Source organism: Salipiger sp. H15, assembly GCF_040409955.1.
Lineage (GTDB): Bacteria > Pseudomonadota > Alphaproteobacteria > Rhodobacterales > Rhodobacteraceae > Salipiger.
Genome location: NZ_CP123384.1, coordinates 2,891,572 through 2,907,204 on the forward strand (window position 1 = coordinate 2,891,572; position 15,633 = coordinate 2,907,204).

Annotated in this window: 11 protein-coding genes; 1 reads left to right on the forward strand and 10 read right to left on the reverse strand. The window is 68.4% G+C overall.

The genetic code is table 11. The features are described from left to right. Positions 1-40: 40 nt before the first annotated feature. The 4 genes from PVT71_RS14100 to PVT71_RS14115 all read right to left on the reverse strand — a co-directional run bounded on the left by PVT71_RS14100 (position 41) and on the right by PVT71_RS14115 (position 6,394). Entirely contained in the window at positions 41-469 is a 429-nt protein-coding gene (locus tag PVT71_RS14100) for a heme-binding protein (RefSeq protein WP_353472418.1), read from the reverse strand. A 140-nt stretch (positions 470-609) separates the two neighbouring features. Beyond that, positions 610-2,751: a malate synthase G gene (locus PVT71_RS14105; protein ID WP_353472419.1), complete on the reverse strand. Its 2,142-nt coding sequence runs from the start codon at positions 2,749-2,751 to the stop codon at positions 610-612. A 301-nt stretch (positions 2,752-3,052) separates the two neighbouring features. Further along, positions 3,053-4,864: an ABC transporter ATP-binding protein/permease gene (locus tag PVT71_RS14110; protein ID WP_353472420.1), complete on the reverse strand. Its 1,812-nt coding sequence runs from the start codon at positions 4,862-4,864 to the stop codon at positions 3,053-3,055. 171 nt (positions 4,865-5,035) lie between these two features. Continuing rightward, positions 5,036-6,394, reverse strand: a complete 1,359-nt coding sequence (locus PVT71_RS14115; protein WP_353472421.1) for a LysM peptidoglycan-binding domain-containing protein — start codon at positions 6,392-6,394, stop codon at positions 5,036-5,038. Positions 6,395-6,503: 109 nt separating this feature from the next. Here PVT71_RS14115 and PVT71_RS14120 point away from each other — a divergent pair, with 109 nt between their 5' ends. Further along, positions 6,504-7,055: a TIGR00730 family Rossman fold protein gene (locus PVT71_RS14120; RefSeq protein WP_353472422.1), complete on the forward strand. Its 552-nt coding sequence runs from the start codon at positions 6,504-6,506 to the stop codon at positions 7,053-7,055. A 92-nt stretch (positions 7,056-7,147) separates the two neighbouring features. On the opposite strand, the gene PVT71_RS14125 is transcribed toward PVT71_RS14120, so the two are convergent. The 6 genes from PVT71_RS14125 to PVT71_RS14150 form a co-directional block, all read right to left on the reverse strand. After that, positions 7,148-7,603, reverse strand: coding sequence for a host attachment family protein (locus PVT71_RS14125; protein ID WP_353472424.1), 456 nt, complete (start codon positions 7,601-7,603; stop codon positions 7,148-7,150). Between the two features lie 155 nt (positions 7,604-7,758). Then, positions 7,759-8,664 (reverse strand): fructose bisphosphate aldolase, encoded by a 906-nt coding sequence (locus tag PVT71_RS14130; protein WP_353472425.1) that lies wholly within the window; start codon positions 8,662-8,664, stop codon positions 7,759-7,761. A 102-nt stretch (positions 8,665-8,766) separates the two neighbouring features. Next, a complete protein-coding gene (locus PVT71_RS14135; RefSeq protein ID WP_353472426.1) occupies positions 8,767-10,119 on the reverse strand; it encodes a cytochrome P450 in 1,353 nt (450 codons plus the stop codon). Then, a complete protein-coding gene (locus PVT71_RS14140; RefSeq protein ID WP_353472427.1) occupies positions 10,116-11,360 on the reverse strand; it encodes a hypothetical protein in 1,245 nt (414 codons plus the stop codon). Before PVT71_RS14140 ends, PVT71_RS14135 begins: the two co-directional genes overlap by 4 nt. A 161-nt stretch (positions 11,361-11,521) precedes the next feature. After that, positions 11,522-12,274 (reverse strand): cytochrome c biogenesis protein CcdA, encoded by a 753-nt coding sequence (locus PVT71_RS14145; protein WP_353473889.1) that lies wholly within the window; start codon positions 12,272-12,274, stop codon positions 11,522-11,524. A 191-nt stretch (positions 12,275-12,465) separates the two neighbouring features. After that, positions 12,466-15,222, reverse strand: coding sequence for an Rne/Rng family ribonuclease (locus PVT71_RS14150; protein ID WP_353472428.1), 2,757 nt, complete (start codon positions 15,220-15,222; stop codon positions 12,466-12,468). Positions 15,223-15,633: the final 411 nt, after the last annotated feature.

Genomic DNA, 15,633 nt, shown 5'->3' on the forward strand with positions numbered 1-15,633 from the left:
GGTCAAACATAAGGCACGGAGAGGCAGTTAGAAAGGTGGCTCAGATGAGTGCGGTCAGCCCCACCGCCTCGATGCCCGCTTTTGCGGCAGCCGCGTCATTGTCCGAGGAATCCCCGGTCACCCCCACCGCGCCCAGCGTCCGGCCCTTGGAATCCTTGACCAAAACGCCACCCGGCACGGGGATCAGCTTGCCGCCGAAGGCGCCGTTGGCGGCGGCGATGAAATAGGCCTGTGCCTCAGCGCGCGCCATCTGTGCAGAGCCGGGCATGCCCAGCATGACCGCGCCGTAGGCTTTGCCGAAGGCGATCTCGAACCGCCCCGGCGAGGCGCCGTCCTGCCGCTCGAAGGCCTGCACGTGGCCGCCCTCGTCCAGCACCACCACCGACAGCGGCGCCATGCCCGCCGCCTTGCCGGCCTCCAGCGCCTTGCGGATGATGGTCCGCGCGCGGCTCAGCGAAATTCCCGCCATGATCCTTCTCCCTCATCACGGACAGACGCGCCGCGCCCGCCCCTTCCATATGTCTCAAATATCCTCGGGGGAGCGCGAGGGGGCAGACAGCCCCCTCGCTCCGGCGCGGATCACCCCGCGCCTGCCTCCCACAAGCCCGATCAGCCCGCCTTCAGCTCCAGCCGCCGCTTGTGCAGCACCGGCTCGGTATAGCCCGAGGGCTGCACCCGGCCCTCGAACACCAGATCGCAGGCGGCCCTGTAGGCCACGCTGTCGAAGCCCGGCGCCATCGGGATGTAGGCGGCATCCCCGGCGTTCTGGCGATCGACCACGGCGGCCATCTTCTCCATCACGCCGCGAACTTCGCCTTCGGAGACCACCCCGTGGTGCAGCCAGTTGGCAAGGTGCTGCGAGGAGATGCGGCAGGTCGCGCGGTCCTCCATCAGGCCGACATCGTGGATGTCCGGCACCTTCGAGCAGCCGACGCCCTGGTCGACCCAGCGCACCACGTAGCCGAGGATGCCCTGCGCGTTGTTCTCGATCTCCTCGCGGATCTCGTCTTCCGACCAGTTGGCCCCGGCGGCGACCGGGATGGTCAGCAGGTCTTCCAGAGTCCCGCGCGGACCGCCCGCGGCGATCTCGGCCTGGCGGGCGAGCACGTCGACCTTGTGGTAATGCAGCGCGTGCAGCGTCGCGGCGGTGGGCGACGGCACCCAGGCGCAGTTGGCCCCGGCCTTCGGATGGCCGATCTTCGCCTCGAGCATCGCCGCCATCAGGTCGGGCATGGCCCACATGCCCTTGCCGATCTGCGCCTTGCCGCGCAGCCCGCAGGCGAGGCCGATGTCGACGTTGCGGTCCTCGTAGGAGGCGATCCACTTCGTGCCCTTGATGTCGCCCTTGCGCAGCATCGGCCCCGCTTCCATCGCCGTGTGCATCTCGTCGCCGGTGCGGTCGAGGAAGCCGGTGTTGATGAAGGCGACGCGGTTCTTCGCGGCGCGGATGCATTCCTTGAGGTTGGCCGAAGTGCGGCGCTCCTCGTCCATGATGCCGAGCTTGACGGTGTATTGCGGCAGGCCGAGCGCGCTCTCGACGAAGCTGAAGACCTCGTTCGCGAAAGCCACTTCTTCCGGCCCGTGCATCTTCGGCTTCACCACGTAGACCGAGCCTTGGGTCGAGTTGCGCGGCCCGCCCGTCTTGGCAAGGTCGTGCCTGGCGATGAGCGTGGTGACCATCGCGTCCATCAGCCCTTCGAAGATCTCCGAGCCGTCCTTCAGCAGGATCGCCGGGTTGGTCATCAGGTGGCCGACGTTGCGCACCAGCATGAGCGCGCGGCCCTTCAGAACCAGCTCCGATCCGTCGGGCGCGGTGTAGGTCCGGTCCGCGGCGAGCGTCCGGGTGACCTGCTTGCCGCCCTTCTCGAACGTGTCGGCAAGGTCGCCCTTCATCAGGCCGAGCCAGTTGGAATAGGCCAGCGCCTTGTCCTCGCCGTCGACGCAGGCGACCGAGTCCTCGCAGTCCATGATCGCCGAGATGGCGGATTCCATCAGCACGTCCGCGAGGCCCGAGGCATCGTCCTTGCCGATGAAATGGCTGCGGTCGATGACCAGCTCGACGTGCAGCGCGTTGTTCACCAGCAGCACCGCCTCGGGCGCGGCGGCATCACCCCGGTACCCGACGAACTGCTCCGGCCTGGCGAGGGGCTTGCCGCCGACCAGCAGCGCGCCGCCCTCGACCGAATAGCCCGCCGCCCCGGCATGGCTGCCGCCCGCGACCGGGAAATTCTCGTCGAGGAAGGCCTTGGCGGCCGCCACCACCTCCTTGCCGCGCGCGGCGTCGAAGGCGCCCTTCGGCGGGGTCGAGCCCATCGCGTCGGTGCCGTAGAAGGCATCGTAGAGCGAGCCCCAGCGGGCGTTGGCGGCGTTCAGCGCGTAGCGGGCGTTGGTGATCGGCACGACCAGCTGCGGGCCCGGGATCGAAGCGAACTCGGGGTCGGTGTTCTCGGTCTCGATGTCGAAGTCCGGGCCCTCGGGCAGCAGGTAGCCGATCTCCTCGAGGAATTCGGTATACGCCACCATGTCCGGCTGGCCGGGGTTGGCCTTGTGCCAGGCGTCGAGCTGTGCCTGCAGATCGTCGCGCTTGGCCAGCAGCGCCGCGTTGCGCGGGCCGAAGTCATGCGCCAGTTCCGACAGCGCCGCCCAGAACGCATCCGCCTCCACGCCGCTGCCCGGAAGGGCCTTTTCCTCCACGAACTGGAAGAGAACCGGGTCGATCTGCAGGCCGTGGCGGTCAATGCGTGCGTTCATGGGACATCTCCTTCGGAATCGTCGTCACGTCACGTTTAGGAAACAAGTTTCCGATAGGCAACACGCGTGGTCATATAAACTAACCAAAATCCACGACAGACTATTTGCCGTGCCGATAGTCGTCACCCGGTGGGCCGAAACGCCGCCCCGCCTGCCCCCAGCCTAGGCCCCGGACAGCGCCCCGGCCAAGCCCGCAACCGCCCGGGGGCCGCGGCCCGACCGCCGCGACGCGAAAAAGGGGCGCCCGCTCCCCGCGCACGCCCCTGTTTTCATCTTTCCTTAAATACTCAAATCCAGCGGCTCAGGCAGCGCGCTCCTCGGCCTGCTGGAGTGCCCAGAGCTGGGCGTAGCGCCCGGCCCGCGCCAGCAGCGCCTCGTGGGTGCCAACCTCGACCACCTCGCCCTTCTCGAGCACGACGATGCGGTCGGCGTCGGCGATGGTCGAGAGCCGGTGCGCGATGGTCAGCACGGTGCGCCCCTCGCCCGCGCGGCGCAGCGCCGACTGGATCGAGGCCTCGGTCTCGGTGTCGAGCGCCGAGGTCGCCTCGTCGAGCAGCAGGATCGGCGGATCCTTGAGCAGCGTGCGCGCGATGCCGACGCGCTGCTTCTCGCCGCCCGACAGCTTCAGCCCGCGCTCGCCCACGGTGGTCTCGTAGCCCTCGGGCAGCGAGGTGATGAAGTCGTGGATCTGCGCGGCCCTTGCGGCGGCGATGACCTCGGCCTCGGTGGCATCGTCCTTGCCGTAGGCGATGTTGTAGCGGATCGTGTCGTTGAACAGCACCGTGTCCTGCGGCACCACGCCGATCGCGCCGTGCAGGCTTTCCTGCGTCACGTCGCGCAGGTCCTGCCCGTCGATGCGGATCGCCCCGCCCGAGACGTCGTAGAAGCGGAAGAGCAGCCGCCCGATGGTGGACTTGCCCGAGCCCGAGGGCCCGACCAGCGCCACGCTCTCGCCCGCGCCGACGGTCAGCGAGATGCCCTTGAGGATTTCCCGCTCGCGGTCGTAGCCGAAGCGCACGCCGTCGAATTGCACCGCGCCGCCGCCGACCCGCAGCGCCGGGGCACCGGGCTTGTCCGAGACCTCGGCGGGCTGGTCCAGCAGGTCGAACATCTGCCCCATGTCGACGAGGCTTTGGCGGATCTCGCGGTAGACCGTGCCGAGGAAGTTCAGCGGCATGGTGATCTGGATCATGTAGGCGTTGACCATGACGAAATCGCCCACGGTCAGGCTGCCCTTCTGCACGCCCATCGCCGCCATCACCATGACCGCCACCAGCCCGAGGTTGATGATCAGCGCCTGCCCGAAGTTCAGCATGGCCAGCGAGGTCGCGGTCTTCACCGCCGCCTCCTCGTAGCCTTCCATCGCATGGTCGTAGCGCGCCGCCTCGCGGCCCTCGGCGTTGAAATACTTCACCGTCTCGAAGTTCAGCAGGCTGTCGATGGCCTTCTGGTTGGCGTCGGTGTCCTGCGCGTTCATCCTGCGGCGCAGGCGCACGCGCCATTCGGTCACCGCGAAGGTGAACCAGACGTAGAGCGCGATGGTCACCGCCACCACTGCGAGATACCAGATATCGAAGAGCCAGAAGAGCACGATGCCGACGAGCAGCAGCTCGAGCACCAGCGGGCCGACCGAGAAGAGCAGGAAGCGCAACAGGAAGTCGACGCCCTTCACCCCGCGCTCGATGATCCGGCTGAGCCCGCCGGTCTTGCGCGTGATGTGGTAGCGCAGCGAGAGCTTGTGGATGTGGGTGAAGGTCTCCAGCGCCAGCTTGCGCAGCGCGTGCTGGCCGACCTTGGCGAAGATGCCGTCGCGCAGCTGCTGGAAGGCGGCGTTGAGGATGCGCGCCATGCCATAGGCCAGCGTCAGGCCGACCGCGCCAAGGAGCATCGGCGAGGCCTCGCCCCCGAGGCTGTCCACCGCCTGCTTGTAGAGCAGCGGCGTGCCCACGGCGATGAGCTTGGCGGCCAGCAGCAGCAGCAGCGCGATGACCACCCGGTGCTTCACCCAGGGCTCGGCGTCGGGCCAGAGATAGGGGGCGACGCGGCGGATGGTGCGCAGGCCCGAGCGGCGCTCGGCGTCTTCGATGGTGGGATCTTGGGTCTCGGGAGGCATGGCTCGGCTCTCTTGGCTTGGCGGGTCATGCCCTTATCCTGCCGGGCTCGCGAAGGCCAGAGGACCGAAACGCACAGGCCCCTGTGCGGCCTGCATCCGCGGCGGGTTGCGGGGGTCCGGACTGATCGCGCCGAGAGGCGCCCCGCCGGGCGGGGCGCCGCCGGGTCGCGGTCAGTCGGGGAAGGCGAAGACCTGCCCCGGGTAGATCAGGTCGGGGTCGCGGATCTGCGTCTTGTTCGCCTCGAAGACGCGGACATAGGCCATGCCGTCGCCGTAGCGGTCGCGCGCAATGGCCCAGAGCGTGTTGCCCGGCTGCACGGTCACCGCGGTGACCGACTCGGCGCTCGGCAGGTCGGCGGTGGCGGCGGCCAGCGTCTCGGGCGCCTCGCGGCGGAACGGGCTCTCGGCCCGGGCCGTCACCTCGCCCTTGCCGTCGAGCTGGTCGACGCGCAGCGTGTAGGTGCCCGCCGCGATGCCCGGCAGCGCCACCTGCCAGCGGCCGTTGGCAGCGACCTGCAGCGTGGTGACCTCGCTGTTGTCGAGGTAGACTCGCAGGAAGGCCTCGCCGCTGCCGCGGCCCGAGAGTTCCACCCCGCCCGCCGCATCATAGGTGATCGCCTCGATGGCGACGCCGCCCGGCGCGACGGACTCGGCGCTCTGCATGACCTCGACCCCTTCCGCATCCGACAGCAGCACGGTCGGCGCGGCCTGCTCGGGCGCGGCCCCGGCCGCGGTGCCCGCGGCGGCAATCTCGGTGCCTTCTTCCGGGGTGCCCTCGCCCTCTTCTGCCACCAGCGGCGGCTCGGGCGGGGTGAGGATGACCTCCTGCTCGGACTCGATCTGCCTGCCCTGCCAGAGCATCCGCAGGCGCAGCACCTGCGGCGCGTCGGAGCGGGGCAGATCGAAGAAGGCGGCGAAGCGCCCGTCGGTGCCCACGGGGCTGGTCAGTTCCTCGCGGCCGTCGAGCAGCAGCACGACATCGCTGCCGGGCTCGGCCCGGCCCGCGACGGTGATCAGCCCTCCGGGCTCGGCGCGGACGAGATCGAAGCTCGGCGCGGCGGGCCAATCCGCCTGCGGCGCGGTCTTCGCGGCGGGGGCCTCCGTGGTCGCCCCGGCAAGAGCGGTTGCGGTCTCGGTCGCGGGCTCTCCCTCGGCGGGAAGCGCGAGGGCGATCTCGCCCTTGGTCCCGGTCTCGGCCGTGGTGCCGGTCGCGCCGGCGACCTCGGGCTCCGCGGTTTCGCCGGAAGACTCGCTGGTGGCTTCGGTCGTCGCGGCCGCGCTTTCCCCGGCCGTCCCCGCGGCTTCGGATGCGGCGGTTGCCTCCTGCGCGGCTACGGCGGGCGCCGCGCCGGTGTCGGTCTTTGCGGGCTCGGTCTTGGCGGTTGCGGCGGCGTCCGGTGTCGTGGTCACGGGCGTGACCGCGGGCAGGCTCAGCTCGGCGGGTTTCGGGCCGATCACACCGCTCACGTAGAGCGCGCCGAGCACGGCTGCTCCACCCAGTCCGATCCAGACCCAGAGTTTGTTATTCATCTTCTTTTATCCCCAGAACGGCGCTCGAACTGTCCCCAACGAGCGCGGTTGAGAACCTATAACAATCCCGCTATCACCGGTCAAAACAGCATTTTTTCGGATTATCCACATGACCGCCAAATCTGTCTGCATTTATTGCGGCTCACGCCACGGCTCTGCATCCAGCTATGCTGCCGATGCCGCAAAGCTCGGCACTTCCATTGCACATCAAGGTTGGCGTCTTGTCTACGGCGCTGGCGACGTGGGGCTGATGGGAGAGGTCGCGCGCGCCGCCCAGCAGGCCGGCGGCGAGACCTTCGGGGTGATCCCGACGCACCTTCTGTCGCGCGAGGTGGGCAAGACCGACCTCACGCGGTTCGTGATCACCGAGACCATGCACGAGCGCAAGAAGGTCATGCTGATGAACGCCGACGCGGTGGTGCTGATGCCGGGCGGCGCGGGCAGCCTCGACGAGTTCTTCGAGGCGCTGACTTGGCGCCAGTTGGGGCTGCATGACAAGCCGATCGTGCTGCTTGACACCGACGGGTTCTGGGGACCGCTGAAGGCGCTGCTGGGTCACGTGGTGGCGCAGGGCTTTGCCGACGCCTCGCTGCTGGACTTCATCCACAGCGCCGACACCCCTGAGGGGGTGATGGAGATCCTCGCGCGGGAACTGGCCTGAGGACGTATCTCAGGTTCACCCCGCAAGAGGCTGAAACAAAAGGAAACGCCGCCCGGACGGGCGGCGTTTCGCGTTCCATGGACCAGCGATGTTCAGGCCGGCGCGAACTCTGCGCGCAGCAGTTTCTCGATCTTGTCGAGCGGGTGGTTGGTCAGCGTCTTGTCGAGCTCCGCCACCACCTTGCCGGCCACCTCCTTGTGCAGCTTGCTGCGCAATTCGCCCAGCGTGGCGGGCGGCGCGACCAGCACGAGCCGCTCGAAAGCGCCCTTGTGGGCCTGCCTGTAGAGGATCTCGGCAAGCTCGTCGGCGAAGCGTTCCTTGGCCAGCCGGTGCCAGTCGGTGTCGTCGAGCGCCGACTTCTGCCCGGACACGCCGTCGGACATTCTGCCCGGCCGATTGGCCGCCTGATCGCGGTTCGGCGGGTTTTCCTGCGTCTCGATCCGCACGACGTTCAGGTCCGGGTCAAGCGCGTCGACGTCATTGCGCAGGAACAGCGCTTTTTCGCCGTCCGCGACCAGAACCCAGGTTCCATTGGTGAGAATCGCCATGGTTGGCCCTCCTTTTCCTTGCGCGACTCAACGCCCCGCCCTCGCGCGGCGTTCCATGGAGCGGGCCCGCAGGTCCGCAGCCGGAAAGGAAAACGCCCGGCCTCGATGAGGCCGGGCGTGTCGGGCCACGGGGGCCGGACGGGATCAGATCAGGCTCAGAGCGAGGCCTGGTAGATCTTGTCGATGTTGCTGCCGAGCGCGGCGTTGAAGTCGCCGTCCGACTGCTTCTTCGACAGGCCCTCGGCCAGCGCGCGGCTGAAGGAAGCGATCATCTTGGTGTTCTTCGACAGGCGTTCGCAGGCATCGTCGGTGCTGTAGCCGCCCGACAGCGCCACGACGCGCACGACGCGCGGGTGATCGGCGAGACCGTCGTAGAGGCCCGGAACCGAGGGGATGGTCAGCTTGATCATCACGTCCTCGCCCTCGGCCAGCGTGTCGAGGTGCTTGGCGAGCGCCGCCTCGAGGATCGCCTCGGCCTCTTCCTTGGTCGCGGAGTGGATGTTCACTTCCGGTTCCAGGATCGGCACCATGCCCGCCGCGATGACCATGCGGCCGATCTCGAACTGCTGCGCCACGACGGCCTCGATCCCATCGGCATTCGCCTCGTGGATCACCGAGCGTTCCTTGGTGCCGAAGATGCCGAACTCCTGCGCGGCCTCGTTCAGGAACTCGGCGAGGCCCGGCATCGGCTTCATCAGCTGCACGCCGTTGGCCTCGTCCTCGAGGCCCTTGTCGATCTTCAGGAAGGGCACAACGCCGCGCTTTTCCCACAGGTACTGCGCCGTCGGCAGGCCCTCGATCTCGCCGCGCATGGTGCGCTCGAAGAGGATGGCGCCCAGCACCTTGTCGTTGGTGAAGTCAGGCGCGGTGATGATGCGGGTGCGCATCTTGTGGATCTCGCCGTACATTTCGGCTTCGCCGTTGTATTCGCTCTCCTCGACGCCGTACTGGAGCAGCGCCTTCGGGGTCGAGCCTCCGGACTGGTCGAGCGCGGCGATGAAGCCCTTGCCCGATGCCATCTGGTCTTTTTGCTTTGCAAAAACGGCCTTGTCCTGTGCCATGGAAGATCCTCTTCAAGATCGTTAAAATCGCTTTGCCAAAGGCTTAGACCAAGCGGATGCGGATGGGTAGATCGAAGCGCAGCTTTAACGCTACCATTAGCGCTAGCGGGCGGAGATGCGCAGCCATATGCCGTCGCGCGCCCTCACGGTGAGGAAGGCGACCGGCTCGGGGATGCGGTCGGGCAGGATGTCCAGCCTCAGGTCGCGCAGGATGAGCGAGAGCAGCAGCACCCCCTCGACCATGGCAAATCCCGCCCCGGTACAGACGCGCGGCCCGGCCGAGAAGGGCATGTAGGCCTCGCGCGCGCAGGCCCTGCCGTTCTCGGTGCCCCAGCGCGCCGGATCGAAGCCGTCGGGATTGTCCCAGAGCCGTTCGTGCCGGTGCTGGTGCCAGGGGCTCAGCACCACCTGCGCGCCCTTCGGCACGTCACGTTCGCGGAAACGCACGGGACAGGTTGCCTCACGCACCATCATCGGCACCGGCGGGTAGAGCCGCAGCGCCTCGCGGAAGACGTCGCGCGAGAGGCGCAGCCTGGCGATGTCGGAGAAGTCGGGCGCGTCGCCGAGCACCTGCGCCTCCTGCGCCAGCCGCTCCTGCCACTCGGGATGCGCCGCCACCAGCCAGAGCGCCCAGGCCAGCGCCGAGGCCGAGGTCTCGTGCCCGGCGAGGAAGAAGATCGCCACCTGGTCGACCATCTCGGAGGTCGAGAAGGTCTCGCCGGTCTGCGGGTCGGGCGTGGTCATGATCTTGGTGGCAAGATCATCCGGCGCCCGCCCCGCCGCGATCGCCGCCTGCCGCTCGGCGGTCAGCCGGGTGATGAGCGCGCGGATGCGTTTCGCCGCCGCCCTGGTGCCGCGCCGGTGAAAGCGCGGCATCCAGCGCGGCAGCGGCAGGAAGGCGGCAAGGTTGAGGATCGGCTGCGTGCGCTGGTAGGCGCGGAACTCGTCGAAGACCGCCTGCGCAACCTCGTGCTCGATCGGCAGCGAGAAGAGCGTGCGGAAGATCACGTCGGCGGCGGCGTGGCTGGTGTGCGCCTCGATCTCCACCGCCTGCCCGGCCTCGGCCTTCAGCCGCGCCAGCGCCGCCTGCGCGGCGTCCCACATGGCGGGATAGGTCTCCTTCAGCCGCCCGCCCTCGAAGGCCGGGTCGATGATCCGCCGCTGCCGCAGCCAGGTCTCGCCATTGGTCAGGAAGACCGAGTTGCCGAGCAGCGGCCTCAGCCCCTCGGCGATGCGCCCGGATTTCGGGAACTCCATCGGCCGATCCTTCAGCACGGTCTTCACGAGGTCCGGCTGGTTGACGAGGAAGGAGCGGAAGAAGGGCGTGCGGAATTCGGCCATCCACGCCCGGTAGAGCCGCGCCGGCTGCGCCGACAGCAGGTCCGCCCGGAAGAGCCGCAGGTAGCGCAGCAGCGAGACCCGGTCGGGCCGCGACGGGGGCTTCGGCGGGATCATGCGGCGCGAGCCGGAGCAGGCGTCGTCGAGGTGAAGCGGTTCACCGGTGCCTCGAGCCGGCTCGCCGAGGGCGGGCGCTGCGCGTAGCGCGCCGCCAGCGTCAAGGGCCCGGCGGTGATGCGGAAATAGTCATAGTCCAACGGCGCGTCGAAGGCGCAGAGATACTGGAAATGCAGCCGGAAGAAGCGCCAGCGCAGCGCCTTCCAGCGCGCCGGGCTGAGCGAGCGGGTGAACTGCGCCGAGAAGACCAGCGGCCAGCGCTTGCCTTCGGGCGCGACGCCCGAGACCGCCACCGGATCGCAGAGCGCGAAGGCGCAGCCGTCGCCGGGCGCGGTGACATCGACCCAGGTGAGCTCGTCCCGCGCCGAGAGGTAAGCCAGATCCGCCCGCAACCGCCACGCGCCGCGCAGGAAGGACACCATCGGCACCACCTGCCCGAGGCTGAGGAAGCCGAGCCTCGGCCCCGCCGCCGGCACTCGCCCCGCGCGGATGAGGTCGGCAAGCACCGAGACGGCCAGATGCGCCCCCGAGCTGTGCCCGACCACCAGAACCTCGTCCACCTCTTCGGTCAGCGCCGCTGCGATCGCCGCGCCGAACTCGGCCATGCGCGCCTCGAGCTCGGGCGGGTTGGCGCCCCGGTGCCGGGCGGAATAGGCGTAGTCGTGCATGAGGTAATAGGCAAAAACCCGGCCGTCCTGTTTCTGGAACCAGCGCAGCAGCCCCCAGACCAGCCCGAGCCCGCCGATGCCGCCCAACAGCCGCGCCGCGCTCCCCAGCAACGGCACGGTCAACGCCGCCAGCGCGTAGAGCGCCCAGCCCGCCAGCAGCGCCAGCAGCAGTTGCAGAAGCAGCATGCCCACCGGGTAGAGCGCCGCGATCACCGGCCCCTTGCGCAGCTTCATCAGCCGGAAGAGCGCTCCGGTCGAGATGTATTCCCACGCCGTGCGCAGGAGTTGCAGGTAGGTCGCGGGGATCGAGTTCGACATGCTCGTCCGCACGATGTCGGACCAGACCAGCACCTCGACATCGGCCGAGACCTCCGCCCCGTCCATCTCCGCCTCGACGTGCCAGCCGTAGGGACCCTTGCTGGTCTTCGGGCTCAGCGCCAGCGCATAGCCCGAGATCGCCGCCTGCGCCGCGCCCTCCTTGCGGTAGAGCTCGCGGTAGCGGCGCGGATGAATGGGATCATAGCCGGGGATGTAGAACACCCGCCTGCGCGTCACCGCTCCGCTGTCACTCATACCAAGGCCCCCGTTCCCCTGCCCGCGACGATGCCCCTAGCAGGCGTGAAGGGCAAGAGTGAGGCAGCGGCAAGGCAGCGCGCTTTCATCTTTCTCCAAATACTCATGCCGCGCGGGCCGAAAGCGCCTCCGGCGGGAGTATTTGCGGAAAGATGAAAGGCTCAGCCGAGACTGCCAAGCGCCGGGAAGGTTTCCAGCAGCCAGAAGGAGAAGGCCGAGAAGGCGCCGGTGAGCAGCGCGAAGCCGACGACGATGAGCAGAAGACCCATGATCCGCTCGATGGTCTTCATGTGGCGCTTGAGCCGGTTCATCAGCCCCATGGCGCGGCTGAGGAACACCGCCGCCAGCAGGAAGGGCAGCCCCAGCCCCAGCGCATAGACGCCGAGCAGCAGCGTGCCGCGCGCCACCGAGGCCTCGGTCGCCGCCAGCGACAGGATCGCACCGAGCTGCGGGCCGATGCAGGGCGTCCAGCCGAAGGCGAAGGCGAGGCCCAGCAGGTAGGCGCCGAAGGCCGAGCCCCCCGCCTCGCCCGCGTCGAGCCGCGCTTCGCGGTCGAGGAAGGGAATGCGGAAGACGTGCAGGAAATGCAGACCGAAGACGATCACCACCACGCCCGAGATCCGCGCCAGCAGGATCTGGTTCTGCAGGAAGAAGGTGCCGAGCCAGGAGGCGGTGAAGCCGAGCAGGATGAACACCGTCGAGAGCCCCAGCACGAAGAACAGCGCCGCGACGAAGGCGCGCCAGCGGGCGCTGCCGCCGGCCTGCATCTCCTGCAGCGACACCCCCGACATGAAGGCGAGGTAGGGCGGCACGATCGGCAGCACGCAGGGGCTGAGGAACGAGATGACGCCCCCGAAAAGCGCCACGATCATGGCGGGGAGCAGGCTTGCGTCGATGATCTCGATTCCGAACATGCCTTTCGAATAGGCGATCGCGGCGCCTCCGTCACCCGCCGCGCTCTCACGTCTGCGTTCCCCGGCTGACATGATGTGTCCGCGCCACGCCGCTGCCCGCATCTGCGCGGCTCGGAGAAAAGGAAAACGCCCCGGCGCGGCGGCCGGGGCTTTCTCTCATCTCGTGTGGCACGTGCCTTTTGGGCGGTGCCTCAGCGGTTCCACCAGCCGCGGCGCTTGGGCTTGGAGGCGTCGTCCGCCTCGGCGGCGACGGGCTCCGGCACGCGCTCGGGCTCGGGCTCAACCGGGGCTTCCTCGGCGGCGGGCTCGGCCGCGACCGGGGCTTCCACCGGCGCCTCGGCAACCGCTTCGGGCGTTTCCACCGCCGGTGCCTCGGGGGCCTCTTCGACCACCGGCTCGATCACCGGCTCGGCGACCGGAGCTTCGGCAACCTCGGCGGGCGCTTCGGGCTGGGACTCGGCGACCGGCTCCGCAGGAGCTTCCTCGGTTGCCTCGGGCTCGGCCTTCTTGCGGCTGCGCGAGCGGCGGGCGCGCTTCGGCTTCTCGGCCGGGGCCTCCTCGGCGGCGGGCGCCTCGGGAGCGACTTCGGCTTCGGCTTCGACCGGAGCCTCGACTGCGGCCTCGACGGGCGCTTCCGCGGCCTCGACCGGAGCCTCTTCGGTCACCGCGTCCGCGTCCTCGACTTCGTAGCCGGCGTCGTCGCCAGCTTCGTCACCGGATTCTTCGCCCGCCTCGTCCCCAGTCTCGTCCCCGGTCTCGCCGTTCTGGCCATCGCGGTTCTTCGAGCGCGAGCGGCGACGACGGCGGCGGCGCCTCTTGGGCTTGCCCTCGCCATCCACCTCGACCGCACCGGAACCGGCCTCGGCCTCGGAGCCTGCCTTGGCTTCGGCTTCGGCTTCGGCCTCCGCCTCGATCAGCTCTTCCTCGTCCTCTTCCTCGCCGGGGTAATCCTCGTCGACCTGGTCCATCAGCGAGGCCGTGGCCGAGACCACGGGCGTGACGACCTCGGGGACGTTGCGCGTCGCGGTCTTGAACTTCTCCATGGTGAAGTCCGGGCTCACGAGGTGCAGGTCGCCCTCGATGCGCACGGCCATGCCGTAGCGCGCCTCGATCTGGGCGACGTGCTCGCGCTTCTGGTTCATCAGGTAGTTGGCGATGCCGACGGGGCACTTCACCAGCACCTCGCGCGAGCGGCGGCGCACGCCCTCTTCCTCGATCTGGCGCAGGATGTTCAGCGCCATGTTGTCATCCGAGCGGATGAGGCCGGTGCCGTGGCAGGCCGCGCAGGGCTGCGTGGTGGCCTCGATCATGCCCGGGCGCAGGCGCTGGCGCGACATCTCGAGCAGGCCGAAGCCGGAGATGCGGCCGACCTGGATGCGGGCGCGGTCGGTCTTGAGCTTGTCCTTCAGCTTCTTCTCGACGGCGGCGTTGTTCTTGCGCTCTTCCATGTCGATGAAGTCGATGACGATGAGCCCGGCGAGGTCGCGCAGACGCAGCTGGCGGGCCACTTCTTCGGCGGCCTCCAGGTTGGTCTTCAGCGCGGTTTCCTCGATCGAGCCTTCCTTGGTGGCCCGGCCCGAGTTCACGTCGATCGCCACCAGCGCCTCGGTGACGCCGATCACGATGTAACCGCCGGACTTCAGCTGCACGGTCGGGTTGAACATGCCGCCGAGGTAGGTCTCGACCTGGTAGCGCGCGAAGAGCGGCATCGGGTCGAGGTAGTGTTTCACGTTCTTCGCGTGGGACGGCATGATCATCTTCATGAAGTCCTTGGCGTTGCGGTAGCCGCGTTCGCCTTCCACGTGAACCTCGTCGATCTCGCGGTTGTAGAGGTCGCGGATCGAGCGCTTGATGAGGTCACCCTCTTCGTAGATCTTGGCGGGCGCGACCGACTTGAGCGTCAGCTCGCGGATCTGCTCCCAGAGGCGCTGCAGGTATTCGTAGTCGCGCTTGATCTCGGTCTTGGTGCGCTTGGCGCCCGCGGTCCGGATGATCAGCCCCGCGCCCTTCGGCACGTCGATGCTCTGCGCGATTTCCTTCAGCTTCGAGCGGTCGGCGGCATTGGTGATCTTGCGCGAGATGCCGCCGCCACGGGCGGTGTTCGGCATCAGCACGCAGTAGCGGCCGGCGAGCGAGAGATAGGTGGTCAGCGCGGCGCCCTTGTTGCCACGCTCTTCCTTGACGACCTGCACGAGCAGGATCTGGCGGACCTTGATGACTTCCTGGATCTTGTACTTCCGCGCGCGCGGCTTGCGCGCCGGGCGGATGTCTTCCTCGGTGTCGTCGTCGGCGACCGACTCGATGCTGTCGTCGGACTTGACCGCGTCGAGCTCGTGCTCGTGGTCATCGTCGTGATCGTCGGCCTCGGGGGCGCGCGCCTCGGTGCCCTCTGCGGGCTCCTCGACGGGCGTTTCGGCAACGGTTTCCATCGGCGACAGGCCTTCGCCGTCGCGCGCGTCGAGGACGTCGTCCCCGAGATCGATGGTTTCCATGCCCGAGATGCTCTCGGACACGTCGCCCTCGGCCACGACCTCGCCGGTCACCAGCTTGTCGTCGGTGCCTGCCTTCTCGGCCTTGCTGCGGGTGCGCGAGCGGCGGGTGCGCGAGCGGGAGGATTTCGAGCGCGACTTCTCGCGGTCATCCTCGTCCTCTTCGGCGGCGAGCGCGGCCTCTTCCTCCATCAGCGCCTGACGGTCGGCGACGGGGATCTGGTAATAGTCGGGATGGATTTCCGAGAAGGCGAGGAAGCCGTGACGGTTTCCGCCGTAATCCACGAAGGCCGCCTGCAGCGAGGGCTCGACCCGCGTGACTTTCGCGAGGTAGATGTTGCCTGCTAGCTGGCGCTTGTTTTCAGATTCAAAGTCGAATTCCTCGACCTTGTTTCCGTCCACCACCACGACGCGGGTCTCTTCCGCGTGGGTGGCATCGATGAGCATTTTCTTTGCCATGTTTTCCGTATGCACGGCACATGCGCCAAGAGCCCGGGCGGAGCCGGGCTGCGGGGCGATGGGGCGTGGCTTGTCTGGGCGTTGAGCGGCGCGCAGGCACGGGAAGACAATCTGTCTTCGCCCGGGTGCCTCACTTGCGTCGCGCGCTTCATCGCGGTTCTTCTCCGACACCTTCGCGGCAGGATGCCCCACGGTGCCTTGTTGCGGCCCGTCGCCTTGGGCGGTCCGGGCAATGTGCTTGGCCTTGCGGCCTGATCGGTCTGCCCGAGGTCCGTTTGCGGACGGCTCAGAAGCAGCGAAACTCTTTGGCAACGCGACGCGCATCGTCGGCGTGAACGCACGTGCCTGCAGGTAGCATAGGGGCATCGCGACCCCAATGACAATATGGAATGTGACGGGTGCATGAATTCA